The organism is Pseudarthrobacter sp. AG30 (assembly GCF_003116525.1).
Lineage (GTDB): Bacteria > Actinomycetota > Actinomycetes > Actinomycetales > Micrococcaceae > Arthrobacter.
Map to the genome: position 1 here is coordinate 58482 of NZ_QEHL01000005.1, position 21440 is coordinate 79921.

The following is a 21440-nucleotide window of genomic DNA, read 5'->3' on the forward strand; positions in this document are numbered from 1 at the left end:
AAACCCCGGCAGTGACCTTGCACGCAAATGGCCCCCGCACCGGAATCCCGGGCGGGGGCCACTGAACTGCGGTGCGGAAACTACTTTCCGGCAACGACCTCAAGGTCGATGACAGCGGAAACATCCTCGTGCAGGCGGACGTTGGCCGTGTACGAACCGACAGACTTGATGTGGTTCGGCAGTTCAACGTTGCGCTTGTCGATGGCACCGAGGCCGGCGGCCTCGACTGCGGCAGCGACATCAGCAGGCTTGACGGTGCCGAAGAGACGACCGGACTCGCCGGCCTTCACCTCGAGCTTGACCTTCTTGGAGGACAGAGCCTGGGCCTGCGCCTGTGCAGCTTCAACAGAAGCGTGCGCACGGGCGGCGCGGGCAGCCTTGATGGACTCAACCTGCTTCTCGCCACCCTTGGTCCAGGTCAGGGCGAAGCCGCGGGGCAGCAGGAAGTTACGTGCGTAACCGTCCTTGACCTCGACAACATCGCCAGCAGCACCGAGACCGGTTACTTCGTGGGTCAGAATGAGCTTTGCCATGTTAGTTAATCCCTTCCTTAGCCGCGGCCAGCGCCGGAGTAAGGCAGCAGAGCAACTTCGCGGGCGTTCTTGATTGCCTGGGCGATCTTGCGCTGTTCCTGCACCGTGACGCCAGTGACGCGACGGGCGCGGATCTTTCCGCGGTCGGAGATGAACTTGCGCAGCAATGCTACGTCCTTGTAGTCGATGACAGTGATGTCAGCGGCCTTCAAGGGGTTGGACTTTGGTTTGGGCTTACGGAGTTCAGCCTTAGCCATCGTGGAGCTCCTATTCTAGGGAGCCCGTGGATATTGATCCACGGGATGGTGGTGGTCCGACGGCGGCAAAACCTTGGGTGCCTTGCGGCTCCCGGGCATTCCCGGCATCGGGCCGTTGTTTGGGTTTTAGAAGGGAGGTTCGGAATCGGGGCCGTTGCCCCAGCCGCCTGCATTGGACACGCCGGGCGTGGCCCAGGGATCGTCCTGTGCAGCCTGCTGGTTGCCGCCGCCCCAGCCTCCACCGGAGTTGCCGCCCTGGTTTCCACCAGGGTTGCCGCCTCCGAAGCCACCGCCGCCGTTGCCGCCGCCGAAGCCGCCCCCACCCTGTCCGCCGGAGCGCTGGGTGCGGTTGACCTTGGCGTTGGCGTAGCGCAGGCTGGGGCCGATTTCGTCGACCTCAAGCTCGATGACGGTGCGCTTTTCGCCTTCTTTTGTTTCGTAGGAACGGCTCTTCAAGCGGCCGGTGACGATCACGCGCATGCCCTTGGTCAGGGATTCGGCGACGTTCTCGGCAGCTTCACGCCAGACCGCGGCGCGGAGGAACAGGGTCTCCCCGTCCTTCCACTCGTTGGACTGTCGATCAAAGGTGCGGGGGGTGGAAGCGATGGTGAAGTTCGCTACTGCGGAACCGGACGGTGTGAACCGCAATTCCGGGTCATTGGTGAGGTTACCGATGACCGTAATGGTGGTCTCGCCTGCCATCTACTGCCTCCTTGTTCGATCCTGGGTGAAGAGTGCGTTCCTGCGGGGTAAAGAATGAATTTTGGTGCTGATTACTCAGCAACAACCTTCTGCTCTTCGGGGCGGGTGATCTTGGTGCGCATGATGGTCTCGTTAAGAGACAGCTGGCGGTCAAGTTCCTTGGCGGTTTCCGGCTTGGCGGTGAAATTCACCACGGCGTAGATACCTTCGGACTTCTTCTTGATCTCGTAAGCCAGACGGCGACGGCCCCAGATGTCAACCTTTTCGATGGTTCCACCATCGTTGGTGATGACGTTCAGGAACTTCTGAAGCGACGGCTCAACGGTACGCTCTTCGACCTCGGGGTCGATGATTACCATCAATTCGTAAGGACGCATATGTGAACCCACCTCCTTTGGGCTAAGCGGTTACGGCATTTCCGTAACAGGAGGTTCATTTGCGATTCCGCGCAGTGCCTTGCCACCAGTACGGAGGCAGGACGCAGCACAGACTTCAATATCCTAGTGCATCTGGACCTGATAGGCGATTCGCGCTTGACTCAAGGCTAGCCGCGTGATGTGGCAGGAGCAGCCTGACCGGACACGTATGTGGAAAACGCAGGAGCGTGCCGTTCGGCATTAGACGTCTATGCGGGTGCACCGCGGGACGCCACGCCCACCGCGCCGCTTCCGTTACCCAATTGTGATTCCGCAGGGATTTTCGTGTACGGTCTTCGGGTGGGCCGCCCCAGCCGGCCCCAATCCCGGAAGACGCCCAACTCTGCCGCTTCCGCGATCCCTCAGGTTCCAAGGCAGAGGCGGGGGACCCAAGTGTCACGGGCATGGCTCCCGCCTGCCCTCGGGGTGAAGCCGCGATCCGCGGCCGAATGGCAGCATTCGAACCCGACAGCTAACCCCGCCGGCGTTGAGAGGTAAATTCCCCATGCCCGCATCCCGCAAATTGAGCGCCAAACGCGCCCGCCGTCATCAGAATGAGACCCCATCGGCCGGGCTCCGTCAGTTCTTGACATCCAGAGATTCCCGCCGCCTGCCCTTGGCCGCCGGCCTGGCAGCAGCCGTCCTCGGCGCAGCCTCCCTTGGCCTCGGCGTCGCCAACGGCAATGAAGCTGCCGACGTATCCCGGGTGGCCAGCGCCGCCGGGGCCGGCAGCGAGGTACAGGTCCAGCCCACCCCGTCGGCCGCAGTCCAGTCCGCTCCGGCGCCCGCCCCGGCACCGGCAGCCGCACCCGCGCCCGCACCAGAGCAGGCTCCGTCCCAGGCGCCGGCTCCCGCGGCACCCGCCCCGGCACCGGCCGTTGCGGCTCCTGCACCGCAGCCCCCCATCGCCGTGGCACCAGCCTCGGCACCGCTGGCAAACAGCGGGACGCCCATGCCCGCAGGGGTCCCCGGAAACTGGACCATGACCTTCGCTGACGATTTCAACGGTTCAGGCCTGGACAGCGGTAAATGGTCCAACTGCTGGTTCTCCCCCAACTGCGGAACCATGAACAAGGTGGCCACCAGCCCAGCCAACGTCTCCGTGGCCAACGGCAACCTGGCCCTCAGCCTTGCCTCCTCGTCTTCCGGGTCCTTGGTCTCCACGAACCCGAAGGGTGGAGCGGGCACCGGGTACCAGTTCACCACCGGGTATGTCGAGGCCCGCATCAAGTTCCCCGGCAACGCCAACGGTCTCTATAACTGGCCCGCGTTCTGGACCACCGGGCAGTCCTGGCCGGCCACCGGCGAGAACGACATCGCGGAGGTCCTCCAGGGCAAGATGACCGTGAATTACCACTCCGGCTCCGGGTCACACAACCAGGGTGGCGTCGGCGGCAACTGGGCCAACGAATACCACACCTTCGGCTTGCACCGGATGGCCAACTCGTCGGACGTCTACTTCGACGGCGTGAAGGTCAAGTCCTACCCCACGGACGACGGAAACGCCCCGCAGTACATCGTGCTGAACGTCGGCGCTTCATCGACGAACCCGGTGTACGGCCCGCAGTCCCAACTCCTGGTGGACTACGTCCGCGCCTGGCAGTAGCCGGCCACGCGCCCCCTTGGAAAGGGCGACGGCGGGACTTCCCGCCGTCGCCCTTTTTGGCTTCCTGCGGTTCCCCACAAAGTTGCCCAGAGCAACCCTGCCACCCGAGTGTGATCCAGTACACTCTTGCAATGAAGCTCCTGTACGTGACGGAAAGCGTGCCAAACCGGGACCCGCAACTCGGTGATGGAAGCTCCATGATCCCGTACGAAGTGATCCTTCACCTTCCCGCGGATGTTGCCGTCACGCTGCTGACGTTTTCCGGCCCTGTCCCGGTTCCGGCGGAGCTCCGGGCCCGCTGCGAAACCGTCCACGAACTAGCCCCGCGGGACGACCCCGCCGCATTTGTCCGCTCCTTCGGCGGCCTCGCCGGCCTGGGAAAGCACCGGCGATCCACCCCGTCAGCGCGGGCAGCGGCAGCCACCCTGTCCGGCAGCAGTGAGGCCACCCTCATCCATGGCCCGCACGCCCTCTTCCTTTCGCATCATGTGGCCGGTCCCGTGGTGCTGCAAACGGTGGACCCTTGGTCCATCCGGGCCGCCATGGACACGGATATTGCCCGCTCCCTCCGGCCGGCCTACCGGCTGCGCGAGCACCTCGCCGAACGGGCGGAACGGTCGCTGCCCGCCAGGGCGCGGCTGCTGACCGTCGGGGCACAGGACGCTGCAGCCTGGTCCGCGAAGCTCGGCCGGTCCGTGAAAAGCATCCCCAACGGAACCAGCGTGGCCGCGGGGCCGCGTCCGGACCGGAAGGCGCCGGTAGTCTGCTTCGCGGGCAGCCTCAACTACGCCCCCAACGTGGACAGCGCCACGGTCCTGGCCACCCGTATCGCTCCCCTCGTGTGGCGGGAGGTCCCGGAGGCACGGTTCGTCATCGCCGGGCGGCAACCCACAGCGGCAGTCCAGGCGCTGGCCGGTCCACACATCGAAATCCTGGCCAACGTGCCCTCACTCCCGGATGTCTTCAACGGGGCCGACGTCGCCGTCTTCCCCGACGAACACGGCGTAGGCATCCGAAACTCCGTGCTTGAGGCCCTTGCCGCCGGGCTGCCTGTAGTGGCCTCCCCGGTGGCGGCACGTGAACTTCCGCCGCACCCGCTGCTCACCGTCGAGGCCGGCCAGGACGCGATGGTCCGCAAGGTCGTAGAACATCTCAGGGCACCCCGGCCGCCGCACGTAACCCCCGGCGGCCTACTGGACCAGGCCGCCGGCGCCGTCCGGTCCTGGGACACGGTGGCCGCGGAGTACTTGGTCGAAGTGCGGGCGGCCGTGGCCGCGTCATCCCCTGCCGGGGACTTATCCGGCACGTCAAGGCAACTGTGACCTACGCGCCCGGCGAGCTGGAACGCAGGGGAGTCCGGGGAGCCTTGTGGCAGGGGCTGGCCTTTGCCTCCGGGCGGATCATTGTGCTGGTCACCACCGTGGTGCTGGCCCGGCTCCTCTCTCCTGAAGAGTATGGCCTCGTAGCCCTGGCGCTGGTCCTCATGGCATACGCCGAGACCATCGCCGATGCCGGGGTGGGCCAGGCACTGGTGTATCTGCCCAAAACGAAGGTGATTGCCCGTTCAGCGCTCCTGCTCTCGGTGGCGCTGGGAACCGTACTGGCCCTGGCCGCCGTGCTCGCGGCCGATGCTGTGGAAGACCTCATCGGGCTCGACGGCGTGGCTCCCCTGGTGCAGGTTCTCGGCGTCTCCGTCCTGGCCACGGCCTGCGGCGCCGTTCCGGAAGCGATCATGCGCCGGGACCTGAAGTTCCGGCAACTCACCGCCGCTCCGGTGCTGCGTGCCGCGACCATGGGGACGGTGACCCTGTACCTGGCTTTCACCGGCCACGGCGCGTGGTCGCTCGCCGTCGGAACGGCCGCGGGCTCGGTGGCCTACGCTGCCACCTGCTGGTTCCTGGTCCGCCACGAGGCGCCGTGGCAACTCTGGCGCGTCAGCAGGAGTGCCCTGGGCGAGAACATCCGCTTTGGTGCTCCCGTTGCTGGGAGCACCATGCTGGCCAGGGCAATCTTCGACGTCGACTACCTGGTGATCGGGATCGTCCTGGGGGCCCATGCGCTGGGCCTGTACACGCTCGCCTTCCGGCTCCCGGAGGCCCTGATCCTCAACGTGTTCTTCGTGCTGTCCACCGTCCTGTTTCCGCTGTATACGCAAGTCGGCGGTGACCGGCAGCGACTGCGTGACGGGTACCTGAAAAGCGTCACGGTGCAGGCCCTGTACGGCATCACGGCAGGGGTGGGACTTGCCGTGGTGGCTCCGGTCCTGGTGCCGGTCCTGTTCGGGCAGCAGTGGGAGGAATCAGTGACGCCGCTGGTGTTCCTTGCCCTGTACGCGGCGGCTCGATCGCTGGGCGCCGGAGCGAATGACGTCTATAAAGCCCTGGGCAGGCCGGGGCTTTCCATCTGGATCTCCGTGGTCCGCCTGGTGGTCCTGCTCCCTGCGCTGGTCTTCGCCACGCGCTGGGGCATCGTTGGTGTCGCGTGTGCCCAGATGGTGGTGGCGGTGGTCTTCGCTTTTGGTATGCAGGCCGTAGCCGCCAGGGTCATGGGGACAAGGATGCGCCGCATGCTCCGCGCCGCGGCACCCGGCCTGGCGTGCGGGGCGGCCGTGGCCCTGGTGGGCCTGTTCAACCTGTCACGGCATGCGCTGGGACCGGTGCTGACGCTCGCCGTCATGGTTGTTGCCGGCGTGGGCCTGGTCTACGCTGTCCTGCGGTTCGGCTACCGGGACCTGCACGACGAGATCCTGGGGCTCTTCAAGCGCCGCCACGAACCCTCAGGTCCGGCACGCGACCACGCGTCCTGAGCCCGGCGGTTTCCCAAGGGCCGCTGTCGTTTCCCGGGCGCCGCCGAAAGGCCGGCGTGTCCCGGGCGGCGCCGTTTCCTAGGCGGCTGTGACGGCGTGGCGCCACAGCCAGTAGTCCCGGTCCGCCTGGAGTGCGGCACGAACCTTGTCCCTGCCCTGCGACGGATCGGCTTCCGTTTCCTGTGCCAGGCGGTCGGCGAGCGTTGCCGTGGACCGCGCCCAGGTGGTGATCACCAGCAGCGGCAGCAGCGAGGCCTCCACTCCCCGCGTGCCAAGGTGGCGCGAAAGCGGGTCCAGCGCCCAACCCCCGGGGCCAAATGCCTTGTCGAAGGCTGCGACCTGGGCGTCCCGGGCGAACGCCTGCTCGCTGGACTCACTGAGGTACTGGAGGTAGAACACCAGGTCGTGGCCGGGGACGCCGTCGGTCAGGGAGCGTTCCCAGTCCATGACCTGCAGGCCACTGCCGGGCTTGACCAGCAGGTTGGGGTGGCTCAGGTCGCCGTGCTCAATGACGGCCGGGAGCCGGGCGGCACGCAGGGGTTCGAGGAGTTCGTGGGTACGCTCAACCAGCTGGCCGGTTTGGGCGTCCGGTCCGGCCAGCCGCTCCAGGGCCGCCAGCGGGGCGGTGACGGCGCGCTGGTACCAGTCAGGGTTGTCCGTTGCAGCATGGGTGCAGGGCAGGGACCCCACAAAGCCCGTCCCGGCCGCGACGGCAGCCGGGAGGTCCGCGGCCACCTTCCGCGGATCCAGGGGAATACCCGTCAATGCCGTCTCGACCAGGACCGTGTACGGTCCCTCGTCGCGGATTCCCACCAGGCGTGGAACACCCGGGCTGTCGACGGCGGCTGAGAGCTGGTCCAGCATGGCGGCCTCACGCCTGACTCCGCTGCTGTCTCCGGGCTGGCGCGGGATCTTCACCACCAGGGCGGGTTCGCTTCCACGGGCCGGAAAAACCAGGGCCACCACGTGCCGGGAGGTGGTGAAGCGCGGGGTCAGCAGCAGCGTTTCCCACCCGCTGCCAAGGCCGTAGCGGTCAAGGGCGAATTCCTCGAAGTGCTCCCGGAGGAACTGGTCGACGAAGCTCATGGCCGGCCTCCCCCTTCCGGACGCCTGCCCGTGACGGTGCCCTCCGGAACCATGAGGTCGAAGACGTGAAGTGCCAGGGCCAGGTGGGCCGCGGCAGCTTTGAGCGCTCCAAACCGCACATCCTTCCGCAGCGCCAAGGTGTCACGGATGGCCACGCCCGACCGGACCGGAACCAGCCTGGCGGTGCGGTCACGGTTGGGGGCATTCCAGTAGAGGGTGACGTCCTGGTATCCGCGGCGCTCCAGTGTCCGCTTCCATCCCCGGAGCGTCCGGGGGCCGGAGCGCTGGAGCAACGAACGGCTGGCTTCCACGCAAATCCATCCCCCGGGTTCCAGCGCCAGGCCGGCGGCTTCCACGTGTCCGCGGCCCGGAGATGCCAGCAGCACCACGTCGCATGACGCGCCGGCCGGGCCGGCCAGGCGGACGGCCTCCGGGTCCAAGAGCCGCAGCGCCGCCTCCGTTTCCTGGCTCACCTGTCCGGCGAAACCAAGGTTGCGGGGCTGCAGGACCGGAATCAGGAATCGCCAGTCCAGGAGGCGCCAGAGGTGCAGGGCCAGGGCCTCTGCCGCGCCGGCGCCAGGAGCCGCCGGGGCCACCGGGGCCACACTTTCCTGCGCAGCAGGACTCCTGCCGTTACCGGGATTGCGACGTCGGGTGGCCGGTCGGGTGCCGGCAGGGCGGGACAACGTCTCCCAGACAATGCCGGTGGCCACCCGCTGGACGGCCGCCGCCGGCTGCGCCGCATCGACCACCCGGCCGCCGGGGAGGCGCCCGGCCAGCTTCAGGTAGTCCTGCCGCCAGGATTCCAGCAGCTCCGGGCTGTGTTCGCCTTTTCGCTCAAACATCACGGGGCCGGGTACATCCAGCACGAGGAGGACGTCCGGGGCCGGGATTACCGCCAGCGCGAGTGCGTTGCTCATCCCGGCCAGGGGTCCGCCGCCGGAGCCGCCCAGCAGCGCGTCGTACGCTACGCGGTCCATCAGCACTACCTTGCCCATGCGGCGGTAGAACCTGGCCAGTACTCCGCCGCGCACCAGCCGGTAGATCTTCTTCCCGGTCCGTCCGCCGGGGATCCGGCCTAGGACCTTGTCCCAGGGGCCGGCTCCCCACAGGCCCATGTAAACGTACTTGGTAGGCAGCGGAACGTCGGCGTGCAGGCCGTTGAGCAACGTGGTCTTCCCGGCTCCGTCCGGTGCCATGACGCCCAGCAGCGGAGTGTGCCCGCGGACTTGGGCCCCGGCATGCCTCAGCACCCTGTTGGCTCCCGCAATCAGGCGCGGGCTCAAGCCGCCGCGCCAAGCGGCACGCATGCGGGCCGCCGTCCCGGGAACGTCGTCGAACCGTCCGTCCAGGACCGATTCCACCATCTCGGCCACCAGCCCGGCACCCACCCGGCGCCTGACCGACTCCGCGATGCGCCCGCCGTCGGCCGCTGTCCTTGCTGCGGCACGCGCCAACGGGTGCCGCTCCGGGGAAATGCTGCCCTTGTCCATGAACAGGTGGAGCAGGAGCAGCCATGCCTGGTCGGCAGGGTCCGGCATCCAGTGCGTTCCGCGGCGCACCCTTCGGCGCAGGCAGCGGGCCGCCCACGGGGTGCGCCACTGCTGGTAGGGCCCGAACGCGAGGTCGGAGACGACATCGAGCTTGATCCAGGCCCCGTCATCCACCGCATAGTGGAAGTAGAACCTGTGGCTGCCGTGGCCCGGCGCCCGGACCCGGCAGAACCCCGCGGCAGCCAGCAGTCCATCCAGAACGGGCAAGACGCCTTTGTCCACAAGGATGTCCACGTCGCCGGCCGGCAGGGCGAGGTCATCTCCGCCGCGGAGCAGCAACCACGGCCAGCTGCACGCATCGAGGGCATCGAAGACCGCGGCCAGCCGGGGATGGACACGCAGGATTTCCGTCGCGGCACCACCGGCCGGCAGGTTGTTCAGGACGTCCACGGCGCCACCCTCCAATCGGTTGCCGGAGCCAACTCCGGGGGTACGGGGCAAAGGTGTTCGGGGGGCCTAGGGTGTGTAGGCATACTGCACCACCCAATCGACCTGGAGGTGTCCGGCAGTGCCGGGGGCGGGGAAGGTACTGGAGGCGTCGTCGGCCGTTTCCACCTGGAGCGTCCAGCGCATGGGGGTGTCCGGCACTCCCGCCGGCTTGGTGGTCTGGTCCACGAGCTTCCCGTCAAGGAACCACTGGACCAGGCCGGGACGCCATTCGATGGTGGCAACGTGCCACTGCCCCGGCCGGGCCGCCGAATAGCGCCTGTCACCGGGGTCGAACTGCATGCCGGTCGGCGTCCGGGTTCCCTTGATCGCGGAGTTTCCGTAGAGGGACCCGTCCAGGGCGCCCTCCGGCCAGTCGATCTCTCCCTCGTTCCAGTCGTCGCTGGCCGGCCAGAGGAGGAATGCCACCTTGTAGCCCGGAATGGAGTCGTACCTGAACCGGACGGAATACCTTCCGTAAGTCTGGCCCGAGTACCCGAACGGGATGACGCTGGCCACCCGCGGCCGGTTGTTCGAATAGTGGAGGTGGAAATCGAGGTAGCCGTCGTGGACCGACAAGACCTGGTCAGGGGTGTACGTTCCGAACCCTGAGGAATCGGAGAGTCCGTCGTAGCCGCGCATGTCCTGGCCGTAGACGCCGCCTACGGCCCCTGGTGCCGCAGCGACGTTGAAGTCCTGGACCATGGTCTGGCGCCAGGAGGGCAGGTCCCCGCGGGGCGCCCCGTTGACCTGCGATGAATCGGCATGCAGGGCCAGCAGGGCCGCCCCCACCAGGGAAAGGGACGTCACCGTGACCAGCGACAGTTGGTACACCCGGCCGCTAGTTGCCCCAGTCAGCACGGGAAACCTCATAGATACGCACCGACTTGTTCTCAAAGACAACCTGGGCGGCCTTGGATACGTCCAGGTCGTGCTCCAACGGGACCATGGCATCCTTGGAGAACTGCCGCAGGACACCGGTCGAGGTCCGCTGCTGGAGGTCGGAGACCACAACGAACAGCCGGTCCGAGGCCCGCAGGTTCGCTCCGGCCCGGGTCTTGTCCACATAGGCCACCATGTCGTCCCCGGTGAAGGGCTGGGTGGAACTGTGGAGCTTGGAGGCAACCGAAACCAACTGGCCGGTGCGGAGGTAGAAGGAATAGTGCGGGCCAATCAGGAGCGGCAGGTGGTAGTTGGTTTCCACCACCGCATCGCCCTTCCGGACGTTCGAATCGAGCCAGCGGCTGGCCGAAACATCCGCCGCAGGCACCCGGACGTTGGCCTCGTTCTGGAAATACACCGCGGTGAACATGACCGCCAGGACCGTGACCGCCGACGCTGCCCCTACCACCGTCCTCCTGGTGGGCACCCTGCCGGCCCAGAGGAACCACGCCGCGCCGATGGCCAGCCACGGAAGGGCAAACATGAACACGCGGAGCCTGCCTTCGCCGCCATAGGAGGTGCCGAAAAGCCCAAGGATCGGCGTTGCAGCCAGCGTCCCCACGATCAGGGTGGTGCGGATGTTGCCCAGGCGGATGTTGCGGATGAATCCAAGACCGGCCAGCAGTGCGGTGAACAAGGACAGGGCGAGCGCCTCGCGGGCCAGCCACCGACCGGAGAGAAGGGAGGGGCCGGGACTTCCGTTGGACGCCTTGTACCCGGCGTTGGCGAAGAAATCGAAGCCGCTCAAAAGGCCGTACTTGCCCGCCACGAAATCGACGTTGGGCAGGAGGTAGAGCAAAGCCATCAGCAGAAGTGCCGGTGCAACCCAGGCGGGCTTGAAGTAGCGGGTCAGGAACAGGGGGAAGAGCCCCAGGATGGCCAGGTAGGGAGTCAGCTGGTGGCTCATCACGATCATTGCCTGCAGGACAAGGACCGCAACGATGGCCAGCGCCTGCTGCAGGCCGCTGTACGTTGGGGGTTCATCCACCTTGGCCCCGGACTTGGAGAACCTGGCCGCCACCCGGCGCTCCAGCTTGAGTACCCAGCCGGCTGGTGTGCCGCGCAGGAACGTCAGGATCACCAGGCACATCGTCAGGTGCAGGGTGTAGGCAAAGGCCTGCGGTGAGTAGTAGTTCTGGTTGAGCCAGTTGGTGAGGGTGAACACCAGGGCGGCGGTCCAGTAGATCCGCGGGTTCCGGGTCAGGGCCCGGGCGATTGCGAGCACCAGCGCAACACTCATGAGCGCGAACACCGGTTCAGCCCAGCCTGCGTACGCCATGGGGTCCTGGTATCCGCTGGATTCGCCGAGGAAGGCGCTGAAGAGGAAAAACCCGGGCCAGCGGTTGTAGATATCGATGCTGGGATCGAAATGCCCGGTGGTCTGGATCAGGTCCGTGACGGCAATGTGTTTGTACGTCCACGGCAGCCGCGGGACGGCGGTCAGCAGCCCGGCAGAGGAGTACAACATCACCACCAGCCCGGTCAGGGAGGCTCCCGCGAGCCAGCCTGAATGCAGCCGCTGCCGCGAGATGCTCCAGATGCACAGGGCCACGACCAGCGCCAGCGCGGCGTACCAGGTCACCGGGAAGGCAGTCAGGAGCCCTAAGTCACCCAGGCGCGGGTTAGTCGCGGCAAGGGAGGCCACCCACATGCCCATGGCGGCCACCAGGACCAGCCACGGCGCATAGGTGCCGGGTTGCGGGCGGGGCAGCGGGGAGGAGGCAGCCCGGATCCGTTCCGGGCCGGGAACCAGGAGGGCGACGGCGGCTGCCAGCATGATCCCGACGGCGGCGGGCCGGGGATTCCAGAGTTGCAGCCAACCCATGGCCGCGGCGGTCAGGGCGAAGGCCGTAGCGCCGGCAACGACCGTGAATACCAGGCGGGCTGCCGGGTCCACACTGGGGAGCCACCGCACCAGCGCCCAGCCGGGCAGGACCAGGCAAGCCAGGAGTTTGGCGCCGGCGAAGGTCTCACCCCCGATGTCGAACAGGATCAGGGCCGCCGTCACGGTGCTCAACAAGGCCAGGGCGTAATCGGCGTATCCGGGCCTGCGCCGGCGCGACGTGCGGGAGTTCATGGGACCGGAGACGTCACCCCTGATAAGAAGCGCCATACTGTTTCAACTCCTGGGTTGGCTTGCCACTGGCGGAGGGTTTCTCCGCACCAGCACTGGGTGGACTGTGTTTGCTAACTGCCGGCTGTCCGGCGGGACTGCAGGTACTTGTAGGGGCCCACGGCCACGGCCAACATCTGCAGCCAGGCGAGCCTGGCCACCTGGGCTTCGAGGGAACCGTGGGCTGGTGGACCTTGGAGAGCCGGCCGGGCAGGGTGCTGGTGGGCCAGGTATTCCATCCCCACGCCCCAGCTCCTGGCCAGCGCCAGCCTGGCGGTGTGCGGGTCCATCATCACTTTCGTCATCCATGCGCCCAGCCCGGTGCCGTACCCGCGGGCCTGCACCCGGAGGTCTTCGAGTCCGTCCCGGTGGCGGTGCCACACGATCGCTGCCGGCTGGACCACCAGGGCATATCCGGCCAGGATGACCCGGGTGAACATGTCGATATCCTCGCCGCCGCCCGTGGGGGTGCCCACGCCCAAGGCCGGGTCGAATCCGCCGAGGGTGAGGGCGGCGTGGCGCTTCAGGGCGAAGTTCGCTCCGGTCCCGAAAGCCCCCGGGCTGAACGGGAACTTCGGCAGCCCCTCGGGCGGGTCTGCCAGGGAATAGACCCGCGGCACCAGGCTCCGCGACCAGCTCACCTTCGCATCGAAGTAGCCCTGGGTGGGGGTCCTGAGCTCCCCTGCCGGGACCAGGCCGGTGACGCAGGCCGCCTCGGGAGCGGCTTCGAACGCAGCGGCAATCTCCCACAACCAGGACCTGTCGACAACCACGTCGTCGTCCGTGAACGCCACCAGGCTTCCCCTGGCGTGTTCCAGGCCGGTGTTCCTGGCGTTGGACAGGCCGGGAGCGGGTTCGGTGACCAGGCGCACGCGCTTGTCCCTGAAGTCCCGGCGCACCAGTTCCTCCGTGTCGTGCGTCGCCGGTGCGTTGTCAACCACCACCACGTCGAAGCGGGGATAGTCGAGCGCAAGGATGGTCATCAGCGCCGCCCGCAGCTGCGGCGTGCGGTCCCTGGTGCACACCACTACTGTGATGTGCGGGGCCGTCACTGCCGGCGGGAATGAAGTGACACGTGGCAAGGCCGCCAAGGCGTCCTCGAATACAACCCGATCCACGATTCCCGACGGCGACGGCACGTCGACGAATCCCCGCACGACCCCCGACGCGCGCACCAACAGCCGTGCCCGTTCGTATCCGGCATGGTTCTCCAGTTCAAAGTGCGAGCAATCCGCAAGATCCTCCAGGTCCACTGACCCGATCCACCGGGCCCCCGGCCAGACCGGAGGCAACACGGACTCCATGGCGGGCACCAGGATCAGTGCTTCGCCCTGAAGCCCCTCAAGCACACGGCTGGCGCCCTCGCTCATTGCACTTCCCTCCACTGACCGCCGGCCGGAACCAGGGCGTCGTCCGCCTCATCGGGGCCCGTCCAGTGTTGGAGGCGGCGCCCTTGGAAGTACCCGGCCGCAGTGCAGGCAAGCACCGCAATCACGGCCCCCGCACGGCCCAGCCCGTCGGCGCTGCCGTCGCGGCCCCAGGAACGCAGCCCGGTGAACACCGCCCGCGGAAGGACGCTGCGCACGTACCGGCGCTCGGGCCCGAGGGCCCGTTTGTGGCCCACCAACTGGCTGACCTGGGCTTTGGAGAGCCCTTCGGACCAGGAGCGGGACATCATGTACCGCAACGTTCCGCGGGAGGCGGGGACGTGGTGGTGGACCAGCGCCGCCGGTTCGTACACGATGCGCGAGCCGGGCGACCCCATCTGGGAGCGGATGCAGATTTCGGTCTCCTCACAGCCCAGCGGCAAGGTGCCCTTGCGTCCCAGCGAGAGGTTGAATCCGCCTACTTGGCGCAGGACCTCGAGCCGGAAGGACATGTTGGCACCGATGACGTTGCGGACTTCGGAGGCCACCCGCGGCATGCCCCGGTGACTGCAGCCCACGATCCAATCAAGTTCCTCCGCGAAATAGCCCGGCCGGCCGGCCTCCCACAGCGGGACCACCTTGCCGCCCACGGCCAAAACGTCCGGATCGTCGTACAGCGCCACCAGGCGCTCGAGCCAGTCCGGCGCTGCCTCGGCATCGTCGTCAAGGAAGGCGACAATGTCCGACTCAGCGAGCCCGACGCCGGTATTGCGTGCCCCGGACAGACCGGCCTGCCCGGTGCTCTCCACCACGGTGACGTCGTCGACGATCTCGACCAGCCTCTCGTACAGGTCCTCGTTATGGTCAACCACCACCAGCACCTGGTCCGGGGCCAGGGTTTGCTGGCGCACCGACTCGATGACATCGAGCAACATCCCCCACCGCGCCGACGTGTACGCGCAGATCACCACCGTCACGGAAAGGGGTTTCATGCGATCAAGCATGGTGGCTCACCGCCGGAGTAAGGACGCTGTGCGGGTCCACGGGCAGGCGCGGGAAGCGGACGTTGGAGTAGGTGTACTTCACGCGGCGGAGGGCCTCGGGGCGTGCTCCGGCTGTGGGAGCCTCCCACACGGCGCATTCCCGGGCCAGGGTGTGCAGCACGCGCCACCCGTCGCGGAACGTCTGCAGGTTGGAGGCGCCGGAGATCCTGTCCAGCTCCAGGCTGGGGACCTCGGCGATCCGCAGTCCCGCCTTGGCGGCCCGGACGATGAGTTCGGTTTCGATTTCGAAACCGTCGGACTCAAGCTCCAGCACCTCCAGGCATTCGCGCCGGAAAGCGATGTAGCCGTAGCAGAGGTCCGAATAGTTGCTGTGCAGGACAGCGTTCGCAAGTCCCGTCAGTGCCCGGTTGCCGGCCTTCCGCAGCCGGGTCAGGTCTTCGGACCCGCCGCCGGTGACGTGCCGGGATCCCTTGACGAAATCGAAGTCGTGCTGGAGGGGCGCCACGAACCACCCGATCTCCTGCGGATCCATGCTGCCATCGGCATCCAGCATCACAATGATGTCCCCGCTGGCGGCCGCGAAGCCGGAACGAAGGGCCACGCCCTTTCCTTTCCGGGGTTCGTTGACCACCACGACGTCCGAGCGAAGCGCCTTGGCCACTTCGACGGTGTTGTCCTGCGAACGCCCGTCCACGATCACCACTTCATCGACGTAAGAGGGCATCCGGCGCAGAACCCAGGGAAGGTTCTTTTCCTCGTTCAACGTGGGAATAACAACGCTGATTGAAGCTTGTGGAAATAAGAGTCCCGGCTGGGAAAACAAAGCCGGCAGTTGGGGCGAAATCGACAATTGCCTCACCACTTCATGACAGTTCGGATTCTGGACAATGCCGCCGGCGGTTTCGCCGCGGCACATACGCTTGATCCGGTCATGGTCTGGTCGCTGATCCCCCAGCAACCCATCGCCAATCCTCTGGCCGTTCCCGGCAGACTACCCCCTACCTAATCCGGGTATCACGAGTAGTAGGTACTCACTTTTTACCCGGGGTTTACCCCCTGTTAGGCAAGTAGAGGGCTCGGTGTTTGCCGTTCCGATTAGGTATAGGGGATTACTGCGCGCCCGAAACCATTAGGTAGGGGGAGTGCAAAAACCCCCGTTTAGGTAAGCCACCTACATTGCCCACGGCGGCGTTCAGGCTTACGCTTCTCGGTACTTGGGGGCTTGAGCTCTTTGTTTCTGGGCCAACGGGCATACGTCCCCTGAACTTTTCCTCATGCCCCAGGAGTTCCCTTATGAAGCTCAGACACTTCCCCCATCGGATGGGCCAGGCCCTCGTCGTCGCACTCGTTCTCGCAGCTTCCATCCTCGGCGTACCCGGTGCCGCTGTGGCCGACACCGTTTACGGCACCCAAGGCATGGCCTACTCCGGGGTGGCGAACCCGCCCACATCGGACAAACCACAGAGCAAGTTGTGGTGGAACGACGGATCCTGGTGGGCGGACATGTGGAAGACCGGCACCGGATGGAGTATCTACCGGCTGGACCGGACCTCCAACAGCTGGGTGGATACCGGAGTCGTGAACGACACCCGGGGCAGCACCCTCGCGGATACGTTCTGGGACGGCACCCATCTGTTCATCGCCTCGCATGTGGTGACCGTCAGCACCGACGGCACTCCCAAGCCATCACTTTCCGGCCAGCCGGCAAAGCTTTACCGGTACAGCTATTCAGGCGGCAAGTACACGCTGGACAGCGGTTTTCCCACCACGATCACCAACAATTCAAGTGAATCCATGACGATCGATGCGGACTCCATCGGCGGAATCTGGGCGACGTGGACGCAGGTGGGCGGGAACTCGACGTCCGGCTTCACCAACACCGTCTACGTGAACTACTCCAGCAACAACGGCGCAACGTGGGGTACCCCGTTCGTCCTCCCGGTGGCCAGCCCCAACCCGGCGCCCGATGACATTTCGGCCGTGGTGGCATTCGGCGGCGGCCAGATCGGCGTCATGTGGAGCGACCAGCGGACCGACACGATGTGGTGGGCCACGCACGCCGACGGAAAGCCCGCCAACTCCAACTGGAAACTCCAGCCGGCAATCAGGGGCAACGGTCAGGCCGATGACCACCTGAACCTCAAGACCCTGCAGGCAGACACCTCGGGCCGGGTGTTCGCCGCAGTGAAGACGAGCCTCAATGACACGTCCTCCAACAAGACACTTCCGCAGCTGGTCCTGTTGGTCTTCAAGCCGGGCACCGGCGCCTTCACCCAGTCCACCATTGCCACCACCGGCGACTGCGTCTCCCGCCCACAGATCGTGCTGGACACCCAGAACAACCTGGTGCGGGCATTCCACACGGCACCGCCCACGTCGGTGTCCGGCTGCGCGTTCTCCGGCGTCGCCGGCAGCATCTACGAGAAGACCGCCTCCATGGACAATCCTGTCTTTGGATCGGGGCGCGGCACACCGATCATGCAGGCTGCGTCGTCGTCGAACATCAATGACGTCACCACCAGCAAGCAGAGCGTGAACAACACCACCGGGCTGGTGGTCATGGCCAGCGACAACGTGGCCAAGCGCTACTGGTTCTCCGACCGGCCCTTGGGCGGCACTCCGCCGCCGGCAGGGCAGGCGCCGGTGGCATCGTTCACCGCCAACCCCACCACGGGCACGGCGCCGCTGAACGTCACCTTCACGGACACGTCCACGAATACGCCCACGTCCTGGGCGTGGGACTTTGGCGACGGCGGCACGGCAACAATCCAGAATCCCGCCCATTCCTACGCGGCGGCCGGCACCTACACCGCCAAGCTCACGGCCACCAACAGCACGGGTTCGTCCTCCGCGACGGCCACTATCAGCGTCACCAGCACACCACCACCGCCGACATCCGGCGGGATCACGGTGGTGAACGCCAACACAGCGAACTCGGGCACCGCCGTGACCACGGCTTCGCTGGCAGTTCCCGCCGGTACTTCCGCCGGTGACGTCCTGGTTGCCGCCATCACCGTGGACCTCAATCCCGGCCTGACGGCGCCTGCCGGCTGGACCGCGATCGTCAACGGGCAGTCCATCAACAGTTCCTCCACCTCCGGAGCACGGGCTTACGCCTTCTACAAAGTGGTGGGCCCCGCCGACCCGGCCACCTATAACTGGACCCTCAGTTCAGCGGCAAAATGGGGTGGCGGCATCACGGCATACCGTGGAGTCAACAACACCGCGCCGCTGGACAGCCCGGTGGTGACGGCGGCTGACACCAGCTACTCCGCCACCAGCATCACGGTGGGCAGCATCACCACGGCCACCAACGGCGCCATGCTGATCGGCGGAGTGGGTTGCGACTGCAGCGCTCCGGTGGTCACCGCGCCATCGGGCTGGACCGAACGCTGGGAGGCCGCGGCCGGCCAGGTTGCCGAGCAGGCGGACAAACCGCAGGCGACGGCGGGGGCCAGCGGAACAGCCACCTGGACGTTGAGTGCCGCCCGCGCGATCGTTGCCTGGCGAACGGCGCTTAAGCCGGCCGCCTAGGCATACCCGACGAGCGATAAGGGAAGCGGTTCCGGGGATCCATACCGGCCCCGGGGCCGCTCCTTGCCGTTTGGCGAAATACAAAAAATTGCGAAGTAAATTTCGCACCAAATGCATACTGACGCATGCATTCTTGAGTAATTTCCGTGCCAAATCTTGATGAAATCCAGCGGTAACGCTGTGGTGTAATGGTTCATTCCGGGGCTATATTCACTCATACCGGATGAACCCGCGCTGGGGCGCGTGAATCAACCTTAAATTGGCAGTGCAAGAATGCGGTCTCCTTCTTCGACGAATGGGGAACGCCATGCCGCTAGTGGGCCGGAACAAAGAACTGGACCGAATCCTGTCCGTCGTCCGCGGACCCAAGGAAGCTGCCTTGGCGATAGCCGGCAACAGGGGCACGGGAAAATCAGCCCTGCTTGCAGAAATCCCCACCTTGTCCGACTACCGGACCGTCTTCATGGCTGCCAGCGCCGCCGAATCGGACTGGCCGCTGTCCGGACTGACGGCGCTCCTGAACAACATGGACGATCCGGTCCTCAACCGGATCGCCGACGATCTTCTCCGCGACACCGCCGGAGACCTGAACGTTCCCGCCGTGTCCGGCATGCTCCTGAACGGCCTGCACCAGCGTTCGTCGTCCCGGACCGTGATCGTGATCGACAACGCCGACCAGCTGGACCACAGCAGCCAGGAAGTCCTCGGGTTCCTGGCCCGCCGGCTCGCCGGCACCGACGTCGTCCTGGTCTTCGGACTGCGGGCGGACCTGCCCGAAGGCCCTTTCAGCGGCTTGCCCGTGCTGCAGCTTGGCCCGCTCACGTACAGCGACACCGTGCGGGTGCTCGAAAGCATCCCCACCAAGCGGACCACGACGGCGGCCGCCCATGCGGTGGCCGCAGCCACCCGCGGCAACCCCCTTGCCGCCGTCGAACTCTACAAGCAGCTCATGGACAGGCACGCTGAAGGAAAGTACGCCCTGCCCGTCCCGCTCGCATCGGTGGGAAGCTTTGACGCCGAGTACGCGTCAGCGGTGGGTGCGCTGACCCCCGGCGCCCGCGGCGTCCTGGACCTGCTGGCGCTGTCCTACCGCAGCGATATTTCCACGATCGAAAAGATCGACCACGACGTGTGGACCAGCGTGGACGAGCTCCTCAGCGCCGGCCTGGTCAAGCGCACCGGGCCGCACCTCGGGATTAGCGACCAATTGCTCAGGGGAGCCGTCTTCAACGCCATGACCCCTGCGGTGCGCACCGCCAACCACCGCGCCCTGGCGGAAGCAGCCAACAACACCGACCCCTACGCCCGCAGGTGGCACCTGAGTTTCACCGCACTGGAACGCAAGACCCCATTCCAGCTGCTCCGGCACGCCGTCGACCTGATCCGCGGCGGCGAGGTGGTTTTCGCAGTGGAGTACATCGAACGGGCACTGACCATCAATCCCTGGGAGGCCGAAACGGCGGCACGGCTCACCACGCTGGCGGAACTCCTGTTCAACCGGGGTGAATTTGTCTATGCCCGGCGCTACCTGGAATGGGCGCAGCGGGTGACCCGGAACCCGGCGCTGATCCTGCGGCTTACCGGCCTGTCCTTCGAGATCCAGTTCGCCCAGGGCGCCGCCGTGCGCTCCAGCATGGTGCTGCGCCTCGTGAAAGAGTTCGGCCAGCACGATCCCGCCTACGCGGCGAGCCTGCTGGCCATCGGAGCCCTCTACTACGCCGAGCGGTGGGAGTTGAAGGACGCGGCCGAACTCCTCCGGTGCGGCAGCGGCTTCAAAGGCTCCGCTTCCGCACAGTGCCTGGCTATTGCCGGCCGGGCCGCAACCCTCGTGGAATCCATCAGCGGCAACACCGCGAACCTTGCCTCCAAGTACGAGCAATCCGGCACCGCGCGGGTTGCCGGGCTCCTGGTCCAAGGCCGGGCACTGACCTACGCCGAGCACTATGAAAGCGCCCAGGAAGCTTTTGCCATGCTCCGGGGCTCGGCGGAACCCGGCCACGTCAACTGGCGCGAAACCGCAGCCCTGATGGCAGTCGACAACGAAATCAGGGCGGGGAACGTCCGCGCCGCAGTCACGCTGATCGACGACCTGGACCGCACCGAACCGGAGATCAAATACCACCGAGGGGTACGGCACTACTTCCGGGTCTGGCGCGCCTACGCCACGGGTGATGCCGCACGTGCCCAGGCGCACGCCGTCGAGGCCCACCGTTATGCGGGCACGGACAGCCACCCGGCCCTTACTGCCCAGCTCGCCGCATGCCAAGGGCATTTTGCCTTGCTGCGCGGTGACCTGGCGGAGTCCGTTGCCCAGTTGTCGCGGGCCGTCGAGATCGGCATGGGGTTCGGCAACCCCACCCTCCTGCGGTGCGAAGCCGATCTGGTGGAGGTGCTCATCCGCCTTGGCCGGCACCATGAGGCCACCCAGGCGCTAATGCGCCTCGAGGGCCGTTCCGCAGGGTTGCGTTCCCCCTGGCTGATGATGGTCGTAACCCGGAGCCGCGCCATGCTGGCCGACGGCGAACAATCGCTGCAGCTCTTCTCCCAGGCCCTCCATGGCCGGAACGGGCACATGCTGGAGCACGCCAGGACACTGATGTGCTACGCGGAGCGGCTCCACGCCTTTGGCAAGCTGCGCGACGCACGGGACGCCCTGCTCCGGGCAAAGGTGATGTTCGACGAGGCAGGAGCGGACGCCTGGACCCAGCACGTGGATGCCCTGCTCCTGGACGAACGCGTGGAACCGGTCCGGCAGCAGGGCAACCCGGCCTTGCTGATGCTCGCAGACCATGAGCGCTCATTGGCCAAAATGGTGGCCCGCGGCATGCGGAACAAGGAAATTGCGGCCACGCTGTATGTCTCTGTGCGCACTGTGGAAGTGCGCCTGACTGCCATCTACCGAAAGCTTGGTGTCGAGTCCCGGGCCCAGCTCACCGCCCTCGCGGCGGACAAGGGACCGGCCGCCAGGGAACCCTACGTGTTGCCCGTTTTGTAGGCGAAATTTCTTCAGTTGCGGTACCCGCAGTTTCCACAGCCTTCCCTCGCAAGACCCACAAAGGCCGCGCCGGCCTCCTTCAAAGCCGACTTTCCGCGGC

General features: G+C 66.5%; 16 protein-coding genes and 1 riboswitch. Of the genes, 5 read left to right on the forward strand and 11 right to left on the reverse strand.

All coding sequences use genetic code 11. The annotated features are described in order from the left end of the window. Positions 1 to 80 precede the first annotated feature (80 nt). The 4 genes from rplI to rpsF form a co-directional block, all read right to left on the reverse strand. Positions 81 to 533 carry a 50S ribosomal protein L9 gene (gene rplI / locus DC347_RS06395; protein ID WP_018762867.1) on the reverse strand — a complete coding sequence of 151 codons (453 nt, stop codon included), beginning with the start codon at positions 531 to 533 and terminating at the stop codon, positions 81 to 83. Positions 534 to 550: 17 nt separating this feature from the next. Beyond that, on the reverse strand, positions 551 to 790 hold the full coding sequence (gene rpsR, locus DC347_RS06400; RefSeq protein ID WP_003800144.1) for a 30S ribosomal protein S18: 240 nt from the start codon (positions 788 to 790) through the stop codon (positions 551 to 553). A gap of 126 nt (positions 791 to 916) precedes the next feature. Continuing rightward, positions 917 to 1492 carry a single-stranded DNA-binding protein gene (locus DC347_RS06405; protein WP_018762866.1) on the reverse strand — a complete coding sequence of 192 codons (576 nt, stop codon included), beginning with the start codon at positions 1490 to 1492 and terminating at the stop codon, positions 917 to 919. Positions 1493 to 1563: 71 nt separating this feature from the next. Further along, positions 1564 to 1869 (reverse strand): 30S ribosomal protein S6, encoded by a 306-nt coding sequence (gene rpsF / locus DC347_RS06410; protein WP_013602900.1) that lies wholly within the window; start codon positions 1867 to 1869, stop codon positions 1564 to 1566. Between the two features lie 363 nt (positions 1870 to 2232). After that, positions 2233 to 2409: riboswitch (cyclic di-AMP (ydaO/yuaA leader) on the forward strand. Positions 2410 to 2494: 85 nt separating this feature from the next. Between rpsF and DC347_RS06415 the strand changes: the two genes are divergently transcribed. The 3 genes from DC347_RS06415 (at position 2495) to DC347_RS06425 (ending at position 6320) form a co-directional block, all read left to right on the forward strand. Next, positions 2495 to 3514, forward strand: coding sequence for a family 16 glycosylhydrolase (locus tag DC347_RS06415; protein WP_133247074.1), 1020 nt, complete (start codon positions 2495 to 2497; stop codon positions 3512 to 3514). A 131-nt stretch (positions 3515 to 3645) separates the two neighbouring features. Next, positions 3646 to 4836, forward strand: a complete 1191-nt coding sequence (locus DC347_RS06420; RefSeq protein ID WP_109044823.1) for a glycosyltransferase — start codon at positions 3646 to 3648, stop codon at positions 4834 to 4836. After that, positions 4833 to 6320, forward strand: a complete 1488-nt coding sequence (locus tag DC347_RS06425; RefSeq protein WP_165837986.1) for a lipopolysaccharide biosynthesis protein — start codon at positions 4833 to 4835, stop codon at positions 6318 to 6320. The genes DC347_RS06420 and DC347_RS06425 overlap by 4 nt, the downstream gene beginning before the upstream one ends. A gap of 78 nt (positions 6321 to 6398) precedes the next feature. Here the strand turns inward: DC347_RS06425 and DC347_RS06430 are convergent, their stop codons facing one another. The 7 genes from DC347_RS06430 to DC347_RS06455 all read right to left on the reverse strand — a co-directional run bounded on the left by DC347_RS06430 (position 6399) and on the right by DC347_RS06455 (position 15673). Further along, a complete protein-coding gene (locus DC347_RS06430) occupies positions 6399 to 7406 on the reverse strand; it encodes an aminoglycoside phosphotransferase family protein (RefSeq protein ID WP_018762862.1) in 1008 nt (335 codons plus the stop codon). Further along, positions 7403 to 9349 (reverse strand): hypothetical protein, encoded by a 1947-nt coding sequence (locus tag DC347_RS06435; protein ID WP_109044825.1) that lies wholly within the window; start codon positions 9347 to 9349, stop codon positions 7403 to 7405. Before DC347_RS06435 ends, DC347_RS06430 begins: the two co-directional genes overlap by 4 nt. 66 nt (positions 9350 to 9415) lie before the next feature. Then, entirely contained in the window at positions 9416 to 10246 is an 831-nt protein-coding gene (locus DC347_RS06440) for a glycoside hydrolase family 16 protein (RefSeq protein ID WP_165837987.1), read from the reverse strand. Beyond that, entirely contained in the window at positions 10227 to 12440 is a 2214-nt protein-coding gene (locus DC347_RS21625) for a hypothetical protein (RefSeq protein WP_165837988.1), read from the reverse strand. The genes DC347_RS06440 and DC347_RS21625 overlap by 20 nt, the downstream gene beginning before the upstream one ends. 74 nt (positions 12441 to 12514) lie before the next feature. Beyond that, positions 12515 to 13810 carry a glycosyltransferase family 2 protein gene (locus DC347_RS06445; RefSeq protein WP_018762859.1) on the reverse strand — a complete coding sequence of 432 codons (1296 nt, stop codon included), beginning with the start codon at positions 13808 to 13810 and terminating at the stop codon, positions 12515 to 12517. Beyond that, positions 13807 to 14799 (reverse strand): glycosyltransferase, encoded by a 993-nt coding sequence (locus DC347_RS06450; protein WP_018762858.1) that lies wholly within the window; start codon positions 14797 to 14799, stop codon positions 13807 to 13809. The genes DC347_RS06445 and DC347_RS06450 overlap by 4 nt, the downstream gene beginning before the upstream one ends. Positions 14800 to 14803: 4 nt before the next feature. Continuing rightward, on the reverse strand, positions 14804 to 15673 hold the full coding sequence (locus DC347_RS06455; RefSeq protein WP_347876407.1) for a glycosyltransferase family 2 protein: 870 nt from the start codon (positions 15671 to 15673) through the stop codon (positions 14804 to 14806). A 431-nt stretch (positions 15674 to 16104) separates the two neighbouring features. Between DC347_RS06455 and DC347_RS06460 the strand changes: the two genes are divergently transcribed. Both DC347_RS06460 and DC347_RS06465 read left to right on the forward strand, forming a co-directional pair. After that, the gene (locus tag DC347_RS06460; RefSeq protein WP_206073892.1) at positions 16105 to 18345 is read left to right on the forward strand and encodes a PKD domain-containing protein; all 2241 of its coding nucleotides are present in this window, start codon (positions 16105 to 16107) and stop codon (positions 18343 to 18345) included. Between the two features lie 307 nt (positions 18346 to 18652). Further along, positions 18653 to 21340, forward strand: a complete 2688-nt coding sequence (locus tag DC347_RS06465; protein WP_165837990.1) for an AAA family ATPase — start codon at positions 18653 to 18655, stop codon at positions 21338 to 21340. Positions 21341 to 21440: the final 100 nt, after the last annotated feature.